General features: G+C 39.7%; 19 protein-coding genes and 4 pseudogenes. 19 read left to right on the forward strand and 4 right to left on the reverse strand.

The genetic code is table 11. The annotated features are described in order from the left end of the window. Positions 1 to 338: 338 nt before the first annotated feature. The 5 genes and pseudogenes from D8787_RS09015 to D8787_RS09035 all read left to right on the forward strand — a co-directional run. A pseudogene (locus D8787_RS09015) lies at positions 339 to 998 on the forward strand (DUF4300 family protein); the annotation flags it as partial. Between the two features lie 131 nt (positions 999 to 1,129). Continuing rightward, complete coding sequence (locus D8787_RS09020; RefSeq protein WP_125423074.1) at positions 1,130 to 1,441, forward strand: hypothetical protein; 312 nt, start codon at positions 1,130 to 1,132, stop codon at positions 1,439 to 1,441. 3 nt (positions 1,442 to 1,444) lie between these two features. Beyond that, positions 1,445 to 2,161, forward strand: coding sequence for an alpha/beta fold hydrolase (locus D8787_RS09025; RefSeq protein WP_125423077.1), 717 nt, complete (start codon positions 1,445 to 1,447; stop codon positions 2,159 to 2,161). 166 nt (positions 2,162 to 2,327) lie between these two features. After that, on the forward strand, positions 2,328 to 2,564 hold the full coding sequence (locus D8787_RS09030) for an AbrB family transcriptional regulator (RefSeq protein WP_042900961.1): 237 nt from the start codon (positions 2,328 to 2,330) through the stop codon (positions 2,562 to 2,564). Beyond that, positions 2,561 to 2,974: pseudogene (locus D8787_RS09035) on the forward strand (type II toxin-antitoxin system death-on-curing family toxin). The gene D8787_RS09030 and the pseudogene D8787_RS09035 overlap by 4 nt, the downstream one beginning before the upstream one ends. A 194-nt stretch (positions 2,975 to 3,168) precedes the next feature. Here D8787_RS09035 and D8787_RS09040 read toward each other — a convergent pair. From D8787_RS09040 to D8787_RS11920, 3 genes are read right to left on the reverse strand one after another with little or no spacing between them, the layout of a single operon-like run. After that, entirely contained in the window at positions 3,169 to 3,984 is an 816-nt protein-coding gene (locus tag D8787_RS09040) for a TIGR03943 family putative permease subunit (RefSeq protein WP_125423080.1), read from the reverse strand. Further along, a complete protein-coding gene (locus D8787_RS09045) occupies positions 3,981 to 4,886 on the reverse strand; it encodes a permease (protein WP_125423083.1) in 906 nt (301 codons plus the stop codon). Before D8787_RS09045 ends, D8787_RS09040 begins: the two co-directional genes overlap by 4 nt. Then, positions 4,887 to 5,018: an SPJ_0845 family protein gene (locus D8787_RS11920; protein WP_004234728.1), complete on the reverse strand. Its 132-nt coding sequence runs from the start codon at positions 5,016 to 5,018 to the stop codon at positions 4,887 to 4,889. Between the two features lie 262 nt (positions 5,019 to 5,280). On the opposite strand from D8787_RS11920, the gene D8787_RS09055 reads away from it, so the two are divergent. The 6 genes from D8787_RS09055 to D8787_RS09080 all read left to right on the forward strand — a co-directional run bounded on the left by D8787_RS09055 (position 5,281) and on the right by D8787_RS09080 (position 11,996). Beyond that, a complete protein-coding gene (locus D8787_RS09055; protein ID WP_235888712.1) occupies positions 5,281 to 5,553 on the forward strand; it encodes a hypothetical protein in 273 nt (90 codons plus the stop codon). Positions 5,554 to 5,977: 424 nt separating this feature from the next. Further along, the gene (locus D8787_RS09060; RefSeq protein ID WP_125423086.1) at positions 5,978 to 8,107 is read left to right on the forward strand and encodes a Tex family protein; all 2,130 of its coding nucleotides are present in this window, start codon (positions 5,978 to 5,980) and stop codon (positions 8,105 to 8,107) included. Next, the gene (locus D8787_RS09065; protein ID WP_125423089.1) at positions 8,094 to 8,546 is read left to right on the forward strand and encodes a SprT family protein; all 453 of its coding nucleotides are present in this window, start codon (positions 8,094 to 8,096) and stop codon (positions 8,544 to 8,546) included. Before D8787_RS09060 ends, D8787_RS09065 begins: the two co-directional genes overlap by 14 nt. A 55-nt stretch (positions 8,547 to 8,601) precedes the next feature. Next, positions 8,602 to 8,874 (forward strand): PspC domain-containing protein, encoded by a 273-nt coding sequence (locus tag D8787_RS09070; RefSeq protein WP_004269704.1) that lies wholly within the window; start codon positions 8,602 to 8,604, stop codon positions 8,872 to 8,874. A 373-nt stretch (positions 8,875 to 9,247) separates the two neighbouring features. Continuing rightward, positions 9,248 to 10,006 (forward strand): ABC transporter ATP-binding protein, encoded by a 759-nt coding sequence (locus tag D8787_RS09075; protein ID WP_000173372.1) that lies wholly within the window; start codon positions 9,248 to 9,250, stop codon positions 10,004 to 10,006. A 1-nt stretch (position 10,007) separates the two neighbouring features. Then, positions 10,008 to 11,996 carry an ABC transporter permease gene (locus tag D8787_RS09080; RefSeq protein ID WP_125423094.1) on the forward strand — a complete coding sequence of 663 codons (1,989 nt, stop codon included), beginning with the start codon at positions 10,008 to 10,010 and terminating at the stop codon, positions 11,994 to 11,996. A gap of 193 nt (positions 11,997 to 12,189) precedes the next feature. Here D8787_RS09080 and D8787_RS09085 read toward each other — a convergent pair whose 3' ends face one another. Then, positions 12,190 to 12,885: a VIT1/CCC1 transporter family protein gene (locus D8787_RS09085; protein ID WP_125423097.1), complete on the reverse strand. Its 696-nt coding sequence runs from the start codon at positions 12,883 to 12,885 to the stop codon at positions 12,190 to 12,192. A 708-nt stretch (positions 12,886 to 13,593) separates the two neighbouring features. Here D8787_RS09085 and D8787_RS09090 point away from each other — a divergent pair. The 8 genes and pseudogenes from D8787_RS09090 to D8787_RS09125 form a co-directional block, all read left to right on the forward strand. After that, the gene (locus tag D8787_RS09090; protein ID WP_125423100.1) at positions 13,594 to 15,054 is read left to right on the forward strand and encodes an aminotransferase class I/II-fold pyridoxal phosphate-dependent enzyme; all 1,461 of its coding nucleotides are present in this window, start codon (positions 13,594 to 13,596) and stop codon (positions 15,052 to 15,054) included. Beyond that, complete coding sequence (speE, locus tag D8787_RS09095; RefSeq protein ID WP_000366710.1) at positions 15,055 to 15,915, forward strand: polyamine aminopropyltransferase; 861 nt, start codon at positions 15,055 to 15,057, stop codon at positions 15,913 to 15,915. It abuts the gene before it with no gap. Beyond that, entirely contained in the window at positions 15,912 to 17,171 is a 1,260-nt protein-coding gene (locus tag D8787_RS09100; RefSeq protein WP_125423103.1) for a saccharopine dehydrogenase family protein, read from the forward strand. Before speE ends, D8787_RS09100 begins: the two co-directional genes overlap by 4 nt. Beyond that, a complete protein-coding gene (gene nspC / locus D8787_RS09105; RefSeq protein ID WP_125423106.1) occupies positions 17,171 to 18,298 on the forward strand; it encodes a carboxynorspermidine decarboxylase in 1,128 nt (375 codons plus the stop codon). The genes D8787_RS09100 and nspC overlap by 1 nt, the downstream gene beginning before the upstream one ends. Beyond that, positions 18,295 to 19,380, forward strand: coding sequence for an agmatine deiminase (aguA, locus tag D8787_RS09110; RefSeq protein ID WP_125423110.1), 1,086 nt, complete (start codon positions 18,295 to 18,297; stop codon positions 19,378 to 19,380). Before nspC ends, aguA begins: the two co-directional genes overlap by 4 nt. Positions 19,381 to 19,389: 9 nt before the next feature. Next, positions 19,390 to 20,265 carry an N-carbamoylputrescine amidase gene (gene aguB, locus D8787_RS09115; protein ID WP_125423113.1) on the forward strand — a complete coding sequence of 292 codons (876 nt, stop codon included), beginning with the start codon at positions 19,390 to 19,392 and terminating at the stop codon, positions 20,263 to 20,265. A 148-nt stretch (positions 20,266 to 20,413) separates the two neighbouring features. Further along, positions 20,414 to 20,533: pseudogene (locus D8787_RS11925) on the forward strand (beta-carotene 15,15'-monooxygenase); the annotation flags it as partial. Beyond that, positions 20,524 to 21,003, forward strand: a pseudogene (locus D8787_RS09125) (IS630 transposase-related protein); the annotation flags it as partial. The pseudogenes D8787_RS11925 and D8787_RS09125, both read left to right, overlap by 10 nt. Positions 21,004 to 21,027 lie beyond the last annotated feature (24 nt).

Genomic DNA, 21,027 nt, shown 5'->3' on the forward strand with positions numbered 1-21,027 from the left:
GTAAGTTGCTAAAGATGCCTAAATTAAAATTTATAATAATTATTTTAAATTAAAGATAATCAATAGTCTAACTATTATAATTATTCTATAAATAGTATATAATTAGGTAAAAAGTGGATATTAAATCCATAAGTTCCTGAAACATGAAGATGACAATAGATTGTCGAACTAGTTTCGTTGAGGATTGTGTTTGTTTAATAAAATTAATTTATAGTCCTGAAATAATGTTAATATTAAATCAGTTTCAATTCAAACTTGATTTTTTCTGTTTTCTATTATTTCTTGATATAATAAAAAGGGATTTTTAAAAATGAAGATAACAAAAATTCAAAAAAGGAAATAGCGTTGATTCATTTTTTAATCTTGTAAATGATTATAATACCATTGTCGGCTCAACTGGCCTATCAGGAGATTTCACTTCCTTTACTCACACAGAATACGATGTTGAGAAAATTAGCAACCTTTGGAATCAAAAGAAGGGCGATTTCGTTGGTGCCAACTGCCGTATAAATAGTTATTGTCTTTTGAAAAATTCAGTCACCATTCCAAAGCTTGAAAAGAATGACCAATTGCTTTTCCTAGATAACGATGCGATTGATAAGGGAAAGGTCTTTGATTCACAAGATAAGGAAGAATTTGATATTCTATTTTCGAGAGTTCCAACTGAAGCAACTACAGATGTCAAGGTTCACGCTGAAAAGATGGAAACATTCTTCTCCCAGTTTCAATTTAACGATAAAGCTCGAATGCTATCTGTAGTCTTACACGACAATCTGGATGGTGAGTATCTATTTGTAGGCCACGTTGGAGTCTTAGTGCCTGCTGATGATGGTTTCTTATTTGTAGAGAAATTGACTTTCGAAGAACCTTACCAAGCGATTAAATTTGCTAGTAAGGAAGATTGTTACAAGTATTTAGGCACCAAGTATGCGGATTACACAGGTGACGGACTGGCTAAGCCTTTCATCATGGATAATGATAAGTGGGTTAAGCTTTGATAGTGGTAAGATATGACAGTAATCCTAGGACATTTCTTTAGAGTATTACACATATTTTCAAAACAGTCCGTTTGTAGTTTTATCTGGATTGGTATATAATTTAACTTAGTAAAAATAGGAGGACTAAACGAATGGAATTAACAGATTTTACAGAAAAAGAACAGGAAATGATTAAGAAGGGGCTGACTACGTCTAAAATTAGTGACAAGGAAACCGCTGAGAAGATTCTTGCGCTTGTCCCACAAGACTTGATTAAGCGAATCCCGTTTTTCGTCAGAAAACATGCTACGACACGCACCATTAAACGCATTTCAATTGAACACCCTGAACTCTACGCTGCAGCTCAAACAAGTGGTGAAATCCCAGAAAAGGAACGCGAAGAATTGCGTCAGATTATCACAACTATCTTTGAACAAAAGATGAATAAACATAGTATTAAGTAGAGAATGAAAATATATTTTATAGGCGGTCTGGGAAGCAATGTTTATCATAGCAAGAATTTTCTTCAAGAGCTAGATTTGCAGGTCTGTTTTCTAAATCCGTATGAAAAGCATCTTCGAGATGAAACAGAATTGAAAGCATGGTTTAAAAAGGAAATAGTAGAGGAAGAATCTATCTGTCTGATAGGCCATTCTCTTGGAGGGGATTTGGCTCGTTATCTCGCATCGGAATTTGAAGAAGTAAAGAAACTGATTCTTTTGGATGGTGGCTATCTAGATTTAGATAAGATTTTACCTTTGGATATAGAGTTAGAGGAAACTAAAAACTATATTGAATCTCAAGTTGTTTCGGACTTAAATCTTCTTATTTCTAAAGAAAAATCCGAAGCAAAGTATTGGTCAGAAAATATGGAGGAAGCTGTAAGACAGTCCTATCACTGGAATGCGAAGTATAATAGATATGAGTTGGCTATAAATTATGAAAATATAGAAGCGATCCTCCGCCTACGGCGGAAAATACAAGCTTTCAAGAGAGAAGTGGGGGATACCTTGTTTATCAGTCCTCGCTATCCTAATGAAGCTAGATGGAGAGAGGAAGCCTTAAAAGAATTGCCAGATTATTTTGATACTATTTTTCTAGAAAACGTTAGCCATGAAGTTTATACTGAAGCACCCAAAGAAATCGCTAGTCTGATTAATGAATGGCTCTCTTGTTCTCACTGAGCGACTTGTATTACTTGAAATGGTATAAGATTTAAAATAGCGGCATTAATAACTTTTCAAAACCATAATATTCTTTTGCTCTGATATAGATTGTTACGGGAGCGAATTATCCTGCCATTGTAATTACCGTAATTATTTGTTATAATATATCAAAGGAGAAAATCAGATGGTAGTAAAAACAAGAAAACAAGGAAATTCAATCACCATTACGATTCCAAGTGAATTTAATATTCCAAGTGGTGTAAAGTACGAAGCTAAATTGTTACCAAGTGGTGAGATTATCTTTACTCCTGAAGAATTGGATCAGCAGGTTTCTTATGTATCTGATGAGGCCTTTGACTTAAATTTAGATAAAATCTTTGACGAATACGACGATGTTTTCAAAGCTTTGGTGGAAAAATGACAGTCTATCTAACAGAAAAGCAAATTGAAAAAATAAATTCTTTAGCAATTCAGCGGTATTCTCCAAATGAGGAAATTCAAACTGTTAGTCCTTCAGCTTTAAATATGATTGTCAATTTACCAGAACAATTTGTCTTTGGAAAGCCTCTTTATCCAACAATTTTTGATAAAGCAACAATACTATTTGTCCAATTAATAAAGAAGCATGTTTTTGCCAATGCTAATAAACGAACTGCTTTCTTTGTTTTAGTAAAATTTCTGCAATTAAATGGCTATCGTTTTACTGTTTCTGTTTAAGAAGCAGTAAATATGTGCGTGACTATCGCAGTAGAATCCTTAACAGATGAAAGCTTAACCACTTACGTCAAATGGGTCTCTGAACATTCGTCTAGAATTAATGGAAAAAATTAAGCTCAACTATTCAATTCTTGTAAGTATAAATAAAGAGACAATATTAGAAATCTGTAATGCAGAAACGAATATTGTCTCTTTTTATTGATGAGTGAGAGTTTCTGGCGTCTTCCTACATCTCGTATAAACAAAAAACGAACAGGCTCTTCTTATTTAATCAGAAGAGAACTTGTTCGTTTTGTCTTTTTATTCTTTTAAAACACGCGATACACATAGGGATTTTCTGGTTTATCGACTTTAGTAAAGCTGTCGATTTCCAAGGTTGGGAGATTTTGTTTGAGTTCTTTATGATAGTGATTGACCAGTTTTCCTTTGGCTGTTATCCAGGTGTTGTTCTCATATTGACGGGTATTTCCCTTGGTCAGCAATCCATACACACCAGAATCTGCGATACAGTGAATAATGCCGAAGCGGAACAGAAATTGACTATTAGCATGACTGGGGTCATTATAGACAAAGCCTGTGAACTGGACCGTCTTGCCCTCAAATTCATCTGGATAGTCGTAGATGGCTTCCATGACTTCCATATAGTTTTCATTCGTGATTTGAATGCTATCTTGGGACAAGTATCTATCCGCTACCGTTCGCATTTCCTTTTCATAGGCTGTTTTTGAAAAATAAGAACTGGTATCTGGTTTCAAATATTGACTTGTCGTCCCTTCGCTTGTCTGAATGGCTTGATCCGTTCCTTCCGATAGTGGAAAATGATAGCCTTTAGCAGAAACGGTCTGAGAATCCAAACTAACAGTTGGGAAAGTTACACCGACGACAATCGGAATGGTCAGAAGAGCAATACTCGTCACCTTTGCTAATCGGCTATTTAGATGACTGTGGATTTTGACTTGCTTCATCCAGATATACAGCTGGACGATTGCCAAGATAAAGGAAAGCACCATAGAAATATAGGCCAGATAGGAATAGTGCATGTTGATGTACTGGTTTAATTTTCCCGACAGATGGAGATAAATGGTCAGTTCAAAATAGCCAGCTAAAACTAAAAATCGAATCATAGGATGACTCCAATCAAGAGAGAATAGACTAAGACAACGAGTGTCACAATCATAATGAAGTGACTGATAAATCGTGCTTTCAAGTAATTTTTCATCATGAGAATATTTTTGATATCCAGCATTGGACCAATGACGAGAAAGGCCAGAACTGGTGCCAAGCCGAAACTCGAGAGAAGAGAAGCTCCGATAAAGGCATCCGCCTCACTACAGAGAGAAAGAAGAAAGGCCAAAAGCATCAAGAGCAGAATGGCAAAAAGAGGGGTTGCGCTGATAGAAGTCAGAATCCGAGTCGGAACATAGACCTGTATAACAGAGGCGAAGAGACAGCCAAATACCAAATAACGCCCAGTATCAAAAAATTCATCAATGGCTTGCACAAAGACCTGAAAAACTTTTTTTGCAGGATTCAAATGAGAAAAATCGTGCTCATGACAGGCCAACCGATTTTCTTTTTGAATCGGTTCTTGCCAGAAAAATCCTAGAAAAATCCCAAGTATCACAGCTACAAGAATGGAACCAAGAGCTCGTAACAGAGCGACATGGAAGGAGTTGCCAAAGGCAGAATAGGTCGCAAATAGAACAATAGGATTGATAACAGGTGCTGTCACAAGAAAGGGAACGGCCGTGTAACTGGGAACCTTTTTTTCCAGAAAACGATTGATAATGGGGACGATTCCACATTCACAAGAAGGGAAAAGTATCCCGACAAAGGTCCCAAAAAAGATTCTCCCCCAACGATTTCGAGGGAGAAAATGATAAACCTTTTCAGGTGTGATATAAACCTCAATCAGCCCTGAAACAATACTTCCTATCAGAACGAAGGGTAGGGCTTCAATGATTATAGAGAGAAAAATAGCCCCAGTCTGAAGCACGCTAGATGGGAGTTGTTGGAAAGCAGTCATCTAGTTTTTCTTTTCTGCTTTGGCTTTTTTCTCTTTGTCATCAGGGAAAGTGACTTGTTTCAAATCAGGGAGTTTAGCAAACTCTTCAAACATCTTGTCCAAGTCATCAGTTTTTGTAAATTTTACAGCCATAGGTGTACCTCGATTCTAAATTCTACCTCTATTATACTATTATTTTGAGGAAAAGGAAAAAGTTAAAATTGAGTATCTAACGAATAATAGAGCTTGATATATCCTAATATACACCATAATTGTGATATAATAGTTGTGGAATAACGGAGGAAATGATGGAACACTAAAAAATCGGTCAGGTTACCGATGAAGTAAAAAATTTTTTGATATTGTTCTTGAAGCGAGCGACATAAAGGTCAACAAAGACGGTTTGAGAAGCCATATGATAAAACGCCATCACAATGATGTGATTCATCATATTGAAGACCTGGAACTCATACTAAGGAACCCAGATTTCGTTGGGGTCAATCCACGAGAGAAAGATGCTAGTTTTGAATACGTAAAAAGATTTGATGATAATGTTCTTGTTGCCATCAAGTTACATAAAAGCGGCGATTTCTTTTATGTTCCGACCATGTATCGCTTACAAGATTTCAAGTTACAAAGTCGTATCAAGTCTGGTAGATTGAGAAAGCTTGACCAAAAAAGTAGATAGTGCTAGAATAAAGTTAACGAGAGACATTTGAGGGCAGAAAGGTTCCTGCCGCACCTTGAAAAAGGTATCTGAGATGCTGGGTACACCGACCAGCCAAGTGTCCGTTATTTCAAAGGAGGGAGCTTAAATGCTCCTTTTTTGTTTAAAAATTTCAAAAAAGATTATCCCCACCGCAGGCTTAGGCTTGCGATTTTTATTTGCTCTGAAAATTGATTCATTAACTTCAACAAATAGCTTTATAAAGCGTTTTGTAAAAAATAAAAACAGTGAAATTACTCATAGATTCTTTTGTAATCTAGTAGAATTTTAAATTGAAACCTTCTCAATAAATAGAATATTGAAATGAAGGAAATTTATTCACCAACTTATGTTTTAAAATTGTAAGAGCTAATTTGAAACGTTTAGCTTGTGGTATAATAGATTCATGGATAAAAAATATGAAAAAATCTCTCAGGATTTGGGAGTAACTTTAAAGCAAATTGATACCGTTCTAAGTTTAACAGCTGAAGGGGCGACAATTCCCTTTATCGCGCGTTATCGGAAGGATATGACTGGTAGTCTGAATGAGGTGGCGATTAAGGCTATTATTGACCTAGATAAAAGTCTGACGAACCTCAATGATCGTAAAGAAGCTGTCTTAGCTAAGATTCAAGAACAAGGCAAGTTGACCAAGGAATTGGAAGAAGCTATCTTAGCTGCCGAAAAATTAGCAGACGTTGAAGAACTCTATCTTCCTTACAAGGAAAAGCGTCGGACCAAGGCAACCATTGCCCGTGAAGCCGGACTCTTCCCACTTGCTCGCTTAATCTTGCAGAATGTAGCGGACTTAGAGAAAGAAGCTGAGAAGTTTGTCTGTGAAGGATTTGCGACAGGGAAGGAAGCTTTGGCTGGTGCAGTTGATATCTTGGTCGAAGCCTTATCGGAAGATGTGACACTGCGCGCTATGACTTATCAAGAGGTGTTGAGACACTCTAAACTTACTTCTCAAGTTAAGGATGAAAGCCTTGATGAAAAGCAGGTTTTTCAGATTTACTATGATTTTTCAGAGACAGTTGGAACTATGCAAGGTTATCGTACTTTGGCCCTCAATCGTGGGGAAAAACTTGGTGTCTTGAAAGTCAGTTTTGAACATGCGACGGACCGTATTCTAGCTTTCTTTGCTGCTCGTTTCAAGGTCAAAAATGCCTATATTGATGAAGTTGTCCAACAGTCAGTTAAGAAAAAGGTCTTGCCTGCTATTGAACGCCGTATTCGGACAGAATTAACTGAGAAAGCGGAAGAAGGGGCTATCCAACTCTTTTCTGATAATCTGCGCAATCTTCTCTTGGTTGCTCCGCTGAAAGGGCGCGTGGTTCTTGGATTTGACCCTGCCTTTCGTACAGGTGCCAAGCTAGCCGTTGTTGATGCAACTGGGAAAATGCTGACAACTCAGGTTATTTATCCTGTTAAACCAGCATCAGTTCGTCAAATCGAAGAGTCCAAGAAAGATTTGGCAGACCTGATTGGTCAATACGGCGTGGAAATTATTGCTATCGGAAATGGGACGGCCAGTCGTGAAAGTGAAGCCTTTGTGGCCGAAGTTCTTAAAGAGTTTCCAGAAGTCAGCTATGTTATCGTCAATGAAAGTGGTGCTTCTGTCTATTCTGCCAGCGAACTAGCTCGTCAGGAGTTTCCAGACTTGACCGTTGAAAAGCGTTCGGCTATCTCTATCGCTCGTCGCTTGCAAGATCCCCTTGCGGAATTGGTCAAAATCGATCCTAAGTCAATCGGTGTCGGTCAGTATCAGCATGATGTCAGTCAGAAGAAACTATCTGAAAGTCTGGATTTTGTCGTGGATACCGTAGTGAACCAAGTCGGTGTCAATGTCAATACAGCCAGCCCTGCTCTTCTTTCCCACGTAGCTGGACTTAATAAAACCATTTCTGAAAATATTGTCAAATACCGTGAGGAAGAAGGAAAAATCACTTCACGCGCTCAAATCAAGAAGGTTCCTCGTCTGGGAGCTAAGGCCTTTGAACAGGCAGCTGGGTTCCTCCGTATCCCTGAAAGTAGCAATATCCTTGATAATACAGGGGTTCACCCAGAAAACTATGCTGCCGTTAAGGAACTTTTCAAACGCTTGAATATCAAAGATTTGAATGAAGAGGCCCAAAGCAAACTCAAGTCGCTTTCAGTCAAGGAAATGGCGCAAGAGCTAGACCTTGGTCCCGAAACTCTTAAAGATATCATTGCAGACCTTCTCAAACCAGGTCGAGATTTCCGTGATTCCTTTGATGCACCTGTGCTTCGCCAAGATGTCCTAGATATCAAGGACTTAGTGGTTGGGCAGAAGTTAGAAGGAGTAGTGCGTAATGTCGTTGACTTCGGTGCTTTTGTTGATATCGGAATTCATGAGGATGGTCTCATCCATATTTCTCATATGAGTCGCAAATTTATCAAACATCCTAGCCAAGTGGTGTCCGTCGGAGATTTGGTGACCGTTTGGGTCAAGAAAATCGATACTGAACGGGAAAAAGTTAATCTGTCGCTCCTGGCTCCAAATGAAACTGACTGATTACGTTAAGCAGGTTTCGCTAGAAGACTTCGGCAGACCTTTTATCCATCAAGCCCAGTGGAATTCTCGTCTACGTTCGACAGGTGGGCGATTTTTCCCAAAAGATGGTCATTTAGATTTCAACCCCAAGGTTTATCAGGAACTGGGGTTGGATGTTTTTAGGAAAATTGTCCGACATGAACTCTGTCACTATCACCTCTATTTTCAAGGGAAGGGCTATCAACACAAGGATCGGGATTTTAAGGAACTGTTGAAAGCAGTGGATGGATTACGCTTTGTACCGTCCTTGCCCAATAGCAACTCCAAACCAATCAAGCTTTATCGTTGCCAATCCTGCCAGCAAACTTATCAGCGCAAGCGTAGGATTGATACCAAACGCTATCGCTGTGGACTTTGTCGAGGAAAGTTGCTACTAGTAAATCAGCCTGAGGACCGATGAAGGCCAAGCTTGTCCGTGATATACTATGTCTAACCTAGCAGAAAGAGGAAATAACATGAATAGTAAATTTTATAAAATGAGACGAAATCGTATGATTTCAGGAGTTCTGGCAGGTCTGTCAGACAAGTGGAACTTTGATGTTACCCTTGTTCGTTTCTTGTTTGCTATTTTTACAGTCGCAAACTTTGGCCTTGGTGTGATTATCTATATCATCCTAGCTTCTGTCATGCCGACTAAGGAAGAAATCGAAGCAGAGATGTATGGAACAGGCCCACGGAAACGCAAAGAAGCCCAAGCCATTGAAGAAAATGATGGATGGTTTTGGTGAGGTAGGAACAGTTATTTTACTGTTAGTCTATAGATTCGACTAATCTATTTTAACATTTCTTGAACCCTTGTATCTGCAAGGGTTTTCTTCTTACTTTCTTTTTATGGTAAAATATTTCTAATAAAATATCTACATTTCCCCCAATCTTACAAAAATGTAAGATTAAAGTCTCTTTTGTAAGGTTAGGTTATGGCAAGCGGTCTTTTTTTGATGTAAACTAGACTCATAAAGAACAAAGGAGTAACATCATGAAACAAATCTTACATAAGAAAACAAGAAAACCAAGCCACAAAGATATCGAGCGTGTTCAGCTAGGATGCGCTATGATGCAAGCTACATTTCATTTGATGGGATATTAAGAAAGGAGATTCTCATGACACTTTTAGATGTAAAACACGTTCAAAAAATTTATAAAACTCGTTTTCAGGGCAACCAAGTAGAAGCCCTCAAGGACATTCACTTTACCGTAGAAAAGGGTGACTACGTTGCCATCATGGGGGAGTCTGGTTCTGGTAAATCAACTCTTCTCAATATCCTAGCTATGCTGGATAAACCAACTCGTGGTCAGGTTTATCTGAATGGAACTGATACAGCAACCATTAAAAATTCACAGGCTTCTAGCTTCCGTCGTGAAAAATTAGGATTTGTCTTCCAAGACTTTAACTTGTTAGATACTCTGTCTGTTAAAGACAATATCTTGCTTCCCCTTGTCTTGTCAAGAAGACCCATTACGGAAATGATGAAGAAATTGGTGGTAACAGCTGAGAATCTAGGCATCAACCAATTGCAAGAGAAGTACCCTTATGAGATTTCAGGTGGTCAAAAACAACGTGTAGCAGTAGCACGCGCTATCATCACAGAACCTGAAATTCTCCTTGCGGATGAGCCAACAGGTGCCCTTGATTCCAAGTCATCTGCAGCTTTGCTGGATGTTTTTGACGAAATCAATGAGCGTGGCCAAACCATTCTCATGGTAACTCACTCAACGGCAGCAGCCAGCAGGGCTAAGCGTGTACTTTTTATCAAGGACGGCATTCTTTACAATCAAATCTACCGTGGAGAGAAGACAGAGCGTCAGATGTTCCAAGAAATTTCTGATACCTTGACTGTCATGGCAAGCGAGGTGAATTAGTATGTTTCGATTAACCAATAAGTTAGCGGTGTCGAACTTGATTAAAAACCGCAAACTCTACTATCCTTTTGCTCTGGCTGTTCTCTTGGCAGTCACCGTCACCTATCTCTTTTACTCCCTGACCTTCAATCCCAAGATTGCAGAAATTCGTGGAGGAGAAACCATCCAAACAACACTTGGATTTGGTATGTTTATCGTTACACTTGCGTCAGCTATTATCGTCCTCTATGCCAATAGTTTTGTCATGAAAAACCGCTCCAAGGAACTGGGGATTTATGGCATGTTGGGCTTGGAAAAGCGTCATCTGATCAGTATGACCTTTAAGGAGTTAGTGGTATTTGGAATTTTAACTGTTGGAGCAGGTATCGGTATTGGAGCCTTGTTTGACAAGTTGATTTTCGCTTTCCTACTCAAACTGATGAAATTAAAGGTAGAACTAGTTGCTACCTTCCAGATGAAAGTTGTCATTACAGTACTTCTTGTCTTCGGTTTGATTTTCCTAGGTCTCATGTTCCTGAATGCTCTTCGAATCGCCCGTATGAATGCCCTTCAGCTCTCTCGTGAGAAAGCAAGTGGTGAGAAAAAAGGTCGTTTCCTATCTCTCCAAACTATTCTTGGTGCGATTAGTTTAGGTGGTGGATATTATCTTGCGGTTACTGTAAAAGATCCCCTTACAGCTCTAACAACCTTCTTCTTAGCTGTTTTGCTGGTTATCTTTGGTACTTATCTCTTGTTTAATGCAGGGATTACAGTTTTCCTTCAAATCTTAAAGAAAAATAAGAAATACTATTACCAACCAAATAACCTTATCTCAGTGTCCAACTTGATTTTCCGTATGAAGAAAAATGCGGTTGGACTAGCAACTGTCACAATTTTGTCAACAATGGTTTTGGTAACCATGTCAGCCGCGACAAGCATTTTCAATGCTTCAGAATCCTTTAAAAAAGTTCTAAATCCGCATGATTTTGGGATTACTGGACAAAATGTTGAAAAAGAAGACTTGGACAAACTCTTGAGCCAGTTTGCAAGTGATAAAGGTTATAAGATTAAAGAGAAAGAAGTGCTTCGTTACGCTTACTTTGGTGTTGCAAACCAAGAAGGTAGCAAGTTAACCCTTTTTGAAAAAGGACAAAATCGTGTCCAACCCACAACAGTTTTCATGGTATTTGACCAAAAAGATTATGAAAATATGACTGGCCAAAAATTGTCTCTATCAGGAAATGAGGTCGGACTCTTTGCAAAGAATGAGGGAGTTAAAGAACAGAAAGCTCTAACTCTAAATGATCATCAATTTTCTGTCAAAGAAGAATTTACTAAAGATTTCATTGTAAACCATGTTCCAAATCAGTTTAATATTTTGACTGCTGATTACAATTACCTTGTTGTACCTAATTTACAAGCCTTTTTGGATCAATTCCCAGATTCGGCTATCTATAATCAGTTTTACGGTGGTATGAATGTAAATGCCAACGAAGAAGAACAACTCAAGGTCGCTGAAGAATATGATAAATACCTCAATCAGTTTAATGCTCAATTAAACACGGAAGGTAGCTATGTTTACGGTAGCAATCTAGCAGATGCTAGTGCTCAGATGAGTGCCCTCTTTGGTGGTGTCTTCTTTATCGGTATTTTCCTATCCATTATCTTTATGGTCGGAACTGTTCTGGTCATTTACTACAAACAAATTTCTGAAGGCTATGAAGACCGTGAGCGCTTTATTATCTTGCAGAAAGTTGGTTTAGATCAAAAGCAAATCAAGCAAACTATTAACAAACAAGTTTTAACTGTTTTCTTCCTTCCTTTGCTTTTTGCCTTCATACATCTAGCCTTTGCCTACCATATGCTTAGTCTGATTTTAAAAGTGATTGGTGTAATAGATACGACTATGATGTTGACTGTGACCTTGTCTATCTGCGCTATCTTCCTCATCGCCTATGTGCTGATTTTCATGATTACTTCAAGAAGCTATCGCAAGATTGTACAAATGTAAAAAAGATACCTCGACTTCAAAATCGAGGTATTTCTTGTATTTTATACTCAATGAAAATCAAAGAGCAAACTAGGAAGCTAGCCGCAGGTTGCTCAAAGCACTGCTTTGAGGTTGCAGATAGAACTGACGAAGTCAGTAACCATATATACGGCAAGGCGAAGCTGACGTGGTTTGAAGAGATTTTCGAAGAGTATTAAATGCTGAAAAGTTGTCCGAGTAGGAAGGTAACTCCCATGGTCAAGAGACCGATAGCAAGGTTCCGAATCATAGCTGTTTTAGTTGGAGCTTTTCCAAGTTTAGCACTTGTATATCCAGTCACCAAGAGAGAAAGACCTACAATCAGGACAGTAGCAGGGATGCGGTATTCACTTGGGAAAATGGTCACTGAGAGCATTGGAGGCAAACTTCCAAGGAAAAAGGCAACAAAGCTAGAAATGGCAGCGTGCCAAGGATTGGTAAACTCTTCATACTCAATCCCATATTTTTCCTCGACCAGAGCCTTGAGTGGATTTTTTAGAAAGGCCTTGTTGGTCAAGAGTTGGGCAGAGGTTTCGCATTCTCCGTTTTGGATATAGGCAGCATAGAGGGATTTTTTGGCTAACTCTATATCTTGGTCTAGCAAGACTTGCTCACGCGCAACAGCTGCTTCCTCTGTATCTTTCTGAGTTGAAACGGATACGTATTCTCCACCAGCCATTGAAAAGGCACCTGCCAAGATAGCTGCGAAGCCTGATAAAAAGATAATCCAGATATTGGTCGTGGCACTGGCAACCCCGATAACCACACCAGCAATGGAAATAATCCCATCATTGGCACCAAGAACGCCCGCACGCAGGATATTTAAACGACCTGCAAAATTTGAATCAATTTCGTGATTTGTTTCTGACATATTATTCTCCTTTTATCCAGTATAAAGGAAAAATATAAGGAAATCAATCTTTTAAAACTATCTGAAAAAAGTTGCACGATTTTAATAATATAAAAATGTCGTCATCTTGTCTAATCTATCAAACACAGAAGGTAAAGAGTATAGAATGGCATAAAAGAATTTTAAATTAAAGACCATTATAATTTCGTTCACGTTATAATCGTTTACAAGAAAAGATTTATTGATATTTTTTACATAAACCAAAGAGTTTACGAACATATTTTTGTTTTTTATCAAAAAATACTTTACAAGTTCTTAAAAACATGATATAGTAATAAAGCTTAGAAAATGAGATGATGTTTTCTAGCAAATATAAACCCGAGTAAAAAATGCCTACGGACAGGCAGGGTTGAATGCCGAAGCGTGGTTGAAAAGCCACATTATTGATAGGGTTAAAAGCCTACTTTTATAAGTTGATGTTAGGACGTTTGTCCTAATTCATAAATTTTTAGTGTGGTGAAAGCACACGTCATCTTGTGAAACGATCAATAAAGTACGTAATATTTGCTACTAGAGAGTTAGGAAACATCAGGAACAGACATACTCAAAAGAAACAAACATAAAAACGTCAGAAGATTGCAGAGCAGGTGAAAACCTGCTCTTTTTTCATAAGTATCCTTTAGTTCCTTATTTATGGTGAGGTTCTAAAAATATGGAAAGGATTATGTCTTGAAAGAGTTAGATCAAAACCAAGCCCCAATTTATGAGGCCTTGGTCAAGCTACGCAAGAAACGGATTGTTCCCTTTGATGTTCCAGGTCACAAACGTGGACGGGGAAATCCAGAACTTGTCGAACTGCTAGGAGAAAAATGTGTTGGCATTGATGTTAATTCGATGAAACCCTTGGATAATCTTGGTCACCCCATTTCGATTATTCGGGATGCAGAGGAGCTGGCAGCTGATGCTTTTGGAGCTAGCCATGCCTTTCTCATGATTGGTGGAACAACTTCATCGGTGCAGACTATGATTCTGTCAACCTGCAAGGCAGGAGATAAGATTATTCTGCCACGAAATGTCCATAAATCTGCTATCAATGCGCTGGTTCTATGTGGTGCCATTCCCATCTATATAGAAATGAGTGTAGATCCTAAGATTGGTATCGCTTTAGGTCTTGAAAATGACCGAGTAACCCAGGCCATAAAGGACCATCCTGATGCCAAGGCCATTTTAATTAACAATCCTACTTACTATGGAATTTGTTCAGACCTCAAGAGTTTAACGGAAATGGCTCACGAAGCTGGCATGGTGGTTTTAGTAGATGAAGCCCACGGAGCGCACTTACATTTTACTGATAAACTTCCAATTTCTGCTATGGACGCAGGAGCTGATATGGCGGCGGTCTCTATGCATAAGTCTGGTGGGAGTTTGACACAAAGCTCGCTTCTTTTAATCGGGGAGCAGATGAATCCTGAATACGTTCGTCAAATCATCAACCTGACCCAATCTACATCTGCCTCTTACTTGTTGATGGCTAGTTTGGATATTTCACGTCGTAACTTGGCCCTTCGTGGAAAAGAGTCGTTTGAAAAGGTAATTGAGCTGTCTGAGTATGCTCGTCGTGAAATCAATGCCATTGGTGGTTATTATGCCTACTCAAAAGAGTTAATAGATGGTGTATCGGTCTGTGATTTTGACGTGACCAAGTTGTCAGTTTACACTCAGGGAATTGGCTTAACAGGTATAGAGGTTTATGACCTCCTGCGAGACGAATATGACATTCAGATTGAGTTTGGGGATATTGGGAACATATTGGCTTATATTTCGATCGGTGATCGCATCCAAGACATCGAGCGTCTGGTCGGTGCTTTGGCTGATATCAAGAGACTCTATTCTCGAGATGGTAAGGACTTGATAGCAGGAGAATATATTCAACCAGAGTTGGTGTTATCTCCTCAGGAAGCCTTTTATGCCCAGCGTAGAAGCCTATCCTTGGACGAGTCTGTTGGACAGGTCTGTGGGGAATTTGTCATGTGCTATCCTCCAGGGATTCCTATCTTGGCTCCTGGTGAACGCATTACACGAGAAATTGTCGACTATATCCAATTTGCCAAGGAACGTGGTTGCTCCCTCCAAGGGACGGAAGATCCTGAGGTCAATCATATCAACGTCATTAAGAGAAAGGAGAATTAGATGGATTTATGGTTTTCTGAAGTTCATACTCCAGATGTCAAATTGTCCCTGAGAACAGCCAAGCAACTCTACGCTGGTAAAAGTGAATGGCAAGATATCGAAGTCTTAGATACGCCAGCTTTTGGGAAAATATTAATCTTAAATGGTCATGTCTTGTTCTCAGATGCAGATGATTTTGTTTACAATGAAATGACGGTCCACGTTCCCATGGCTGTCCATCCCAATCCCAAGAAAGTCTTGGTTATTGGGGGTGGCGACGGCGGTGTTGCTCAAGTATTAACCCTCTATCCTGAGCTGGAACAAATCGATATTGTAGAACCTGATGAAATGTTGGTAGAGGTTTGTCGTGAGTATTTTCCAGACTTTGCTGCAGGGCTAGATGATCCTCGTGTTACCATTTACTACCAAAATGGGCTACGCTTTTTGCGAAACTGCGAAGATGATTATGATATTATCATCAACGATGCGACAGATCCCTTTGGACATACGGAAGGGCTCTTTACCAAGGAATTTTACGGCAACAGTTACAGAGCCTTGAAAGAGGACGGAATCATGATCTATCAGCATGGGAGTCCCTTCTTTGACGAGGATGAGTCAGCATGCCGAAGCATGCACCGCAAGGTTAATCAAGCCTTTCCAATTAGCCGAGTTTATCAGGCCCACATTCCAACCAGTCCAGCTGGCTATTGGTTGTTTGGATTTGCATCGAAAAAATACCACCCTATCAAAGATTTTGACAAGGAAGGCTGGAAAAAACGCCAGCTTTTCACAGAATACTACACTGCAAACTTACACGTGGGAGCCTTTATGTTGCCTAAGTATGTTGAGGACATTTTAGAAGAAGAGGAAGGAAAAAAATGAGTCGTTTATTAGTTATTGGATGTGGGGGCGTTGCCCAAGTTGCTATTTCAAAGATTTGCCAAGATAGCGAAACCTTTAAAGAGATTATGATTGCTAGCCGTACTAAGTCAAAATGTGATGACTTGAAGGCTAAACTGGAAGGCAAAACAAATACAAAGATTGAGACAGCTGCTCTTGATGCTGACAAGGTTGAAGAAGTGATTGCACTGATTGAAAGCTATAAGCCAGAAGCTGTTTTAAACGTAGCTTTACCTTATCAAGATTTAACAATTATGGACGCTTGTTTGGCAACAGGTGTTCACTATATCGATACAGCCAACTACGAAGCAGAAAACACAGAAGACCCTGAATGGCGTGCTATTTATGAGAAACGTTGTAAGGAACTTGGTTTTACTGCTTACTTTGACTACTCATGGCAATGGGCTTATCAGGAAAAGTTCAAAGAAGCAGGCTTGACTGCTCTTCTTGGTTCTGGTTTTGACCCAGGTGTGACCAGTGTCTTTTCAGCATATGCCCTTAAACATTATTTTGATGAAATCCATTATATCGACATTTTAGACTGTAATGGTGGTGACCACGGTTATCCATTTGCGACAAACTTTAACCCAGAAATCAATCTCCGCGAGGTTTCTGCGCCAGGTTCTTACTGGGAAGATGGGAAATGGGTTGAGGTTGAAGCCATGTCTATCAAGCGTGAGTACGATTTCCCACAGGTTGGACAAAAAGACATGTATCTCCTTCATCATGAAGAAATTGAATCATTGGCCAAAAACATTCCAGGTGTTAAACGCATTCGCTTCTTTATGACTTTTGGTCAATCTTACTTGACTCATATGAAATGTCTTGAAAATGTTGGACTCCTTCGTACAGATGCTATTAACTTTAATGGACAAGAAATTGTACCAATCCAATTCTTAAAAGCCTTGCTTCCAGATCCTGCCAGTCTTGGTCCACGTACAGTCGGAAAAACCAATATCGGTTGTATCTTTACAGGTGTTAAAGACGGTGTTGAAAAGACCATCTATATCTACAATGTTTGCGACCATCAGGAATGTTACGCAGAAGTTGGTTCACAAGCCATTTCTTACACAACTGGAGTTCCAGCCATGATAGGAACAAAATTGGTTATGAACGGTACTTGGAAACAAGCTGGAGTGTATAACCTTGAAGAATTGGATCCAGATCCGTTCATGGAAGCTTTGAATCAGTATGGTTTGCCATGGGTTGTGGTTGAAAATCCACAAATGGTGGACTGATGAAGTTAGAACAAGTACCAACACCAGCCTATGTTATTGACTTGGCCAAGTTAGAAGCAAACTGCCGCATTCTACAACATGTTCAGGAAGAAGCTGGCTGCAAGGTTTTGCTTGCCCAGAAGGCTTATTCCCTCTACAAAACCTATCCCTTGATTAGCCAGTATCTGTCTGGTACGACAGCTAGTGGACTTTATGAGGCTAAGCTAGCTAGAGAAGAGTTCCCAGGAGAAGTCCATGTTTTTGCACCTGCTTTCAAGGATGCAGACTTGGAGGAATTGCTTGAGATAACAGACCATATCGTCTTCAACTCGGATAGACAGTTGCGTAAACACGGTCCGCGTTGTCGAGATGCTGGTATCAGTATTGGTTTGCGCCTCAACCCACAGTGTTCTACTCAAGGAGATCATGCGCTCTATGACCCTTGTGCACCAGGTTCTCGTTTTGGAGTCACTCTAGACAAGATTCCGAGTGATTTGCTGGATTTGGTGGATGGTCTTCATTTTCACACCCTTTGCGAGCAGGGAGCAGATGATTTACAGACAACTTTGAAAGCAGTAGAAGCGCAGTTTGGTTCCTATTTACATCACGTTAAATGGCTCAATATGGGGGGCGGACACCACATCACAAGAGAAGGTTACGATGTAGATTTGCTGATTTCAGAAATCAAGCGTATCCGAGAAACTTACAATCTTGAAGTTTATATCGAGCCTGGTGAAGCTATTGCGCTCAATGCGGGTTATCTAGCAACTGAAGTATTGGATATTGTCGAAAACGGTATGGAAATCTTGGTTTTAGATGCCTCTGCGACCTGCCATATGCCTGACGTACTTGAGATGCCCTATCGTCCACCTTTGAGAAATGGCTTTGAAGCTCAGGAAAAAGCCCATACCTATAGACTTTCTTCCAATACCTGCCTTACGGGCGATGTGATTGGTGATTATAGCTTTGAAAATCCAGTCCAAATCGGAGACAGACTTTATTTCGAAGACATGGCCATTTATTCTTTTGTTAAAAATAATACCTTTAATGGTATTGGATTGCCAAGTCTCTATCTCATGGATGAACAGGGAGACTGCAGCTTAGTCAAAGCCTTTGGCTATCAAGATTTTAAAGGGAGATTATCATGATGAACAGTCCAAAAAAATTAGGCTATCGTATGCCAGCAGAGTACGAACCCCATCATGGTACCCTCATGATATGGCCGACTCGACCAGGTTCATGGCCCTTTCAAGGTAAGGCAGCTAAAAAGGCTTTTAGCCAGATTATCAAAACCATAGCAGAAGGGGAAAGAGTTTATCTCTTGGTGGAGCAAGACTATCTATCTGAAGCCCAAGACTACCTTGGAGATAGCGTTATTTATCTAGACATTCCCACCAATGACGCCTGGGCTAGAGATACAGGACCGACCATTCTCCTCAATGATAAAAGGGAAAAGTTGGCAGTAGACTGGTCTTTCAATGCTTGGGGAGGAACCTATGATGGTCTGTATCAAGATTATGAAGCAGATGACCAAGTAGCCACTCGTTTTGCTGAGGCCTTGGAAATACCTGTTTACGATGCCAAGCCTTTTGTACTGGAAGGAGGCGCAATCCATAGCGATGGACAAGGAACCATTCTCGTAACTGAAAGTTGCTTGCTTAGTCCTGGTCGCAATCCTCATCTTAGTAAAGAGGAAATCGAAAATACTTTATTAGAGTGCCTTGGCGCTGAAAAAGTTATTTGGCTTCCTTATGGTATTTATCAGGACGAAACCAATGAACACGTTGACAACGTTGCAGCCTTTGTTGGTTCTGCAGAACTTGTCCTAGCTTGGACGGACGACGAAAGTGATCCTCAATATGCCATGTCAGTAGCTGATTTAGAGCTCTTAGAGCAGGAAACAGATGCAAAAGGCCGTCCCTTCACTATTCATAAGCTTCCTATCCCTGCAATTCGACAAGTTGTGACAGAAGAAGATCTTCCTGGTTATTCCTACGAAGAAGGGGAAGAAGAACGCTACGCTGGTGAACGACTAGCAGCTTCCTACGTAAACTTTTATATCGCCAACAAGGCTATCTTAGTTCCTCAATTTCAAGATAAAAACGACCAAGTGGCCTTAGATATCCTCAGTAAGTGTTTCCCAGACCGTAAAGTTGTCGGAATTCCAGCCAGAGATATTCTCTTAGGTGGTGGCAATATCCACTGTATCACCCAACAAATCCCAGAATAGGAGAAAAAGATGAGAAATGTAAAAGTTGCAGCCATTCAGATGCAATGCGCTAAGGATGTGGCAACAAATATCCAAACCGCAGAGCGTTTAGTACGTCAGGCTGCAGAACAAGGTGCACAAATTATTCTCTTGCCCGAGTTGTTTGAACGTCCCTATTTCTGTCAGGAACGTCAGTATGACTACTACCAGCATGCCCAGTCGGTGACAGACAATACAGCCATTCAGCATTTTACAACCATTGCCAAGGAGCTAAAGGTCGTTTTACCGATCAGTTTCTATGAAAAAGATGGCAATGTCTTGTATAACTCAATTGCTGTCATTGATGCAGATGGGGAAGTGCTGGGCGTTTATCGGAAAACTCACATACCAGATGATCATTATTATCAAGAAAAATTCTATTTCACGCCTGGTAACACTGGTTTCAAGGTCTGGGATACTCGCTATGCTAAGATTGGGATCGGTATCTGTTGGGATCAATGGTTCCCTGAAACAGCGCGCTGTCTTGCGTTAAATGGTGCTGAATTGCTCTTTTATCCTACAGCCATCGGTTCAGAGCCAATTTTGGATACAGATAGTTGTGGTCATTGGCAACGTACTATGCAAGGACACGCAGCTGCTAATATTGTTCCAGTCATTGCAGCCAATCGCTATGGTTTGGAAGAAGTCACTCCTAGTGAGGAAAATGGTGGACAAAGTTCCAGTCTTGACTTCTACGGTTCATCCTTTATGACGGATGAAACAGGAGCTATTCTAGAGCAAGCTGAAAGACAAGAAGAAGCTGTTCTGTTAGCTATTTATGACCTAGATAAGGGAGCAAGCGAGCGCCTAAGTTGGGGACTGTTTCGAGACAGAAGACCAGAAATGTATCAACGAATTACGGATTAGAAGATAAATTCTTGATATTTACACCTGTCTTACAAAAATGTAAGATAGGTGTACAATTATGCGTGAAAATGTATGCTATACTCTATGTACGTCAAAAAGAAAGAGATTTATTATGAAAAAATGGAATGCGACGTAGTTGAAGTACCTGATGGCGTCAGTAATGCTTCTAGATCATATCCCTCATATCACTGGAATCGTTTCTCCTATGTGGGAAGGTATCTTTCATGCTATGACCCGTTATGTGGGAGTTTGGTTTGCGTTTATGGCTGGTTAAAGCTAAAAGAGAAAACAGGAGAATTAAACCATCAAGTAAAAGGAACAAAACCAAGAAAGGTTGATAGAGATAGACTTAAAAACTATCTTACTGACAATCCAGACGCTTATTTGACTGAAATAGCTTCTGAATTTGACTGTCATCCAACTACTATCCACTATGCTCTCAAAGCTATGGGCTACACTCGAAAAAAGAACCACACCTACTATGAACAAGACCCAGAAAAAGTAGCTTTATTTCTTAAAAATTTTAATAGTTTAAAGCATCTAGCACCTGTTTATATTGATGAAACAGGATTCGATACTTATTTTTATCGAGAATATGGTCGCTCTTTAAAAGGTCAGTTAATAAGAGGTAAAGTATCTGGAAGAAGATATCAGAGGATTTCTTTGGTTGCAGGGCTAACAAATGGTGAGTTAATCGCTCCAATGACTTACGAAGAGACGATGACGAGCGACTTTTTTTAAGCTTGGTTTCAGAAGTTTCTC

Origin of the sequence: Streptococcus mitis, assembly GCF_003944325.1 — a bacterium.
GTDB lineage: Bacteria > Bacillota > Bacilli > Lactobacillales > Streptococcaceae > Streptococcus > Streptococcus mitis_CW.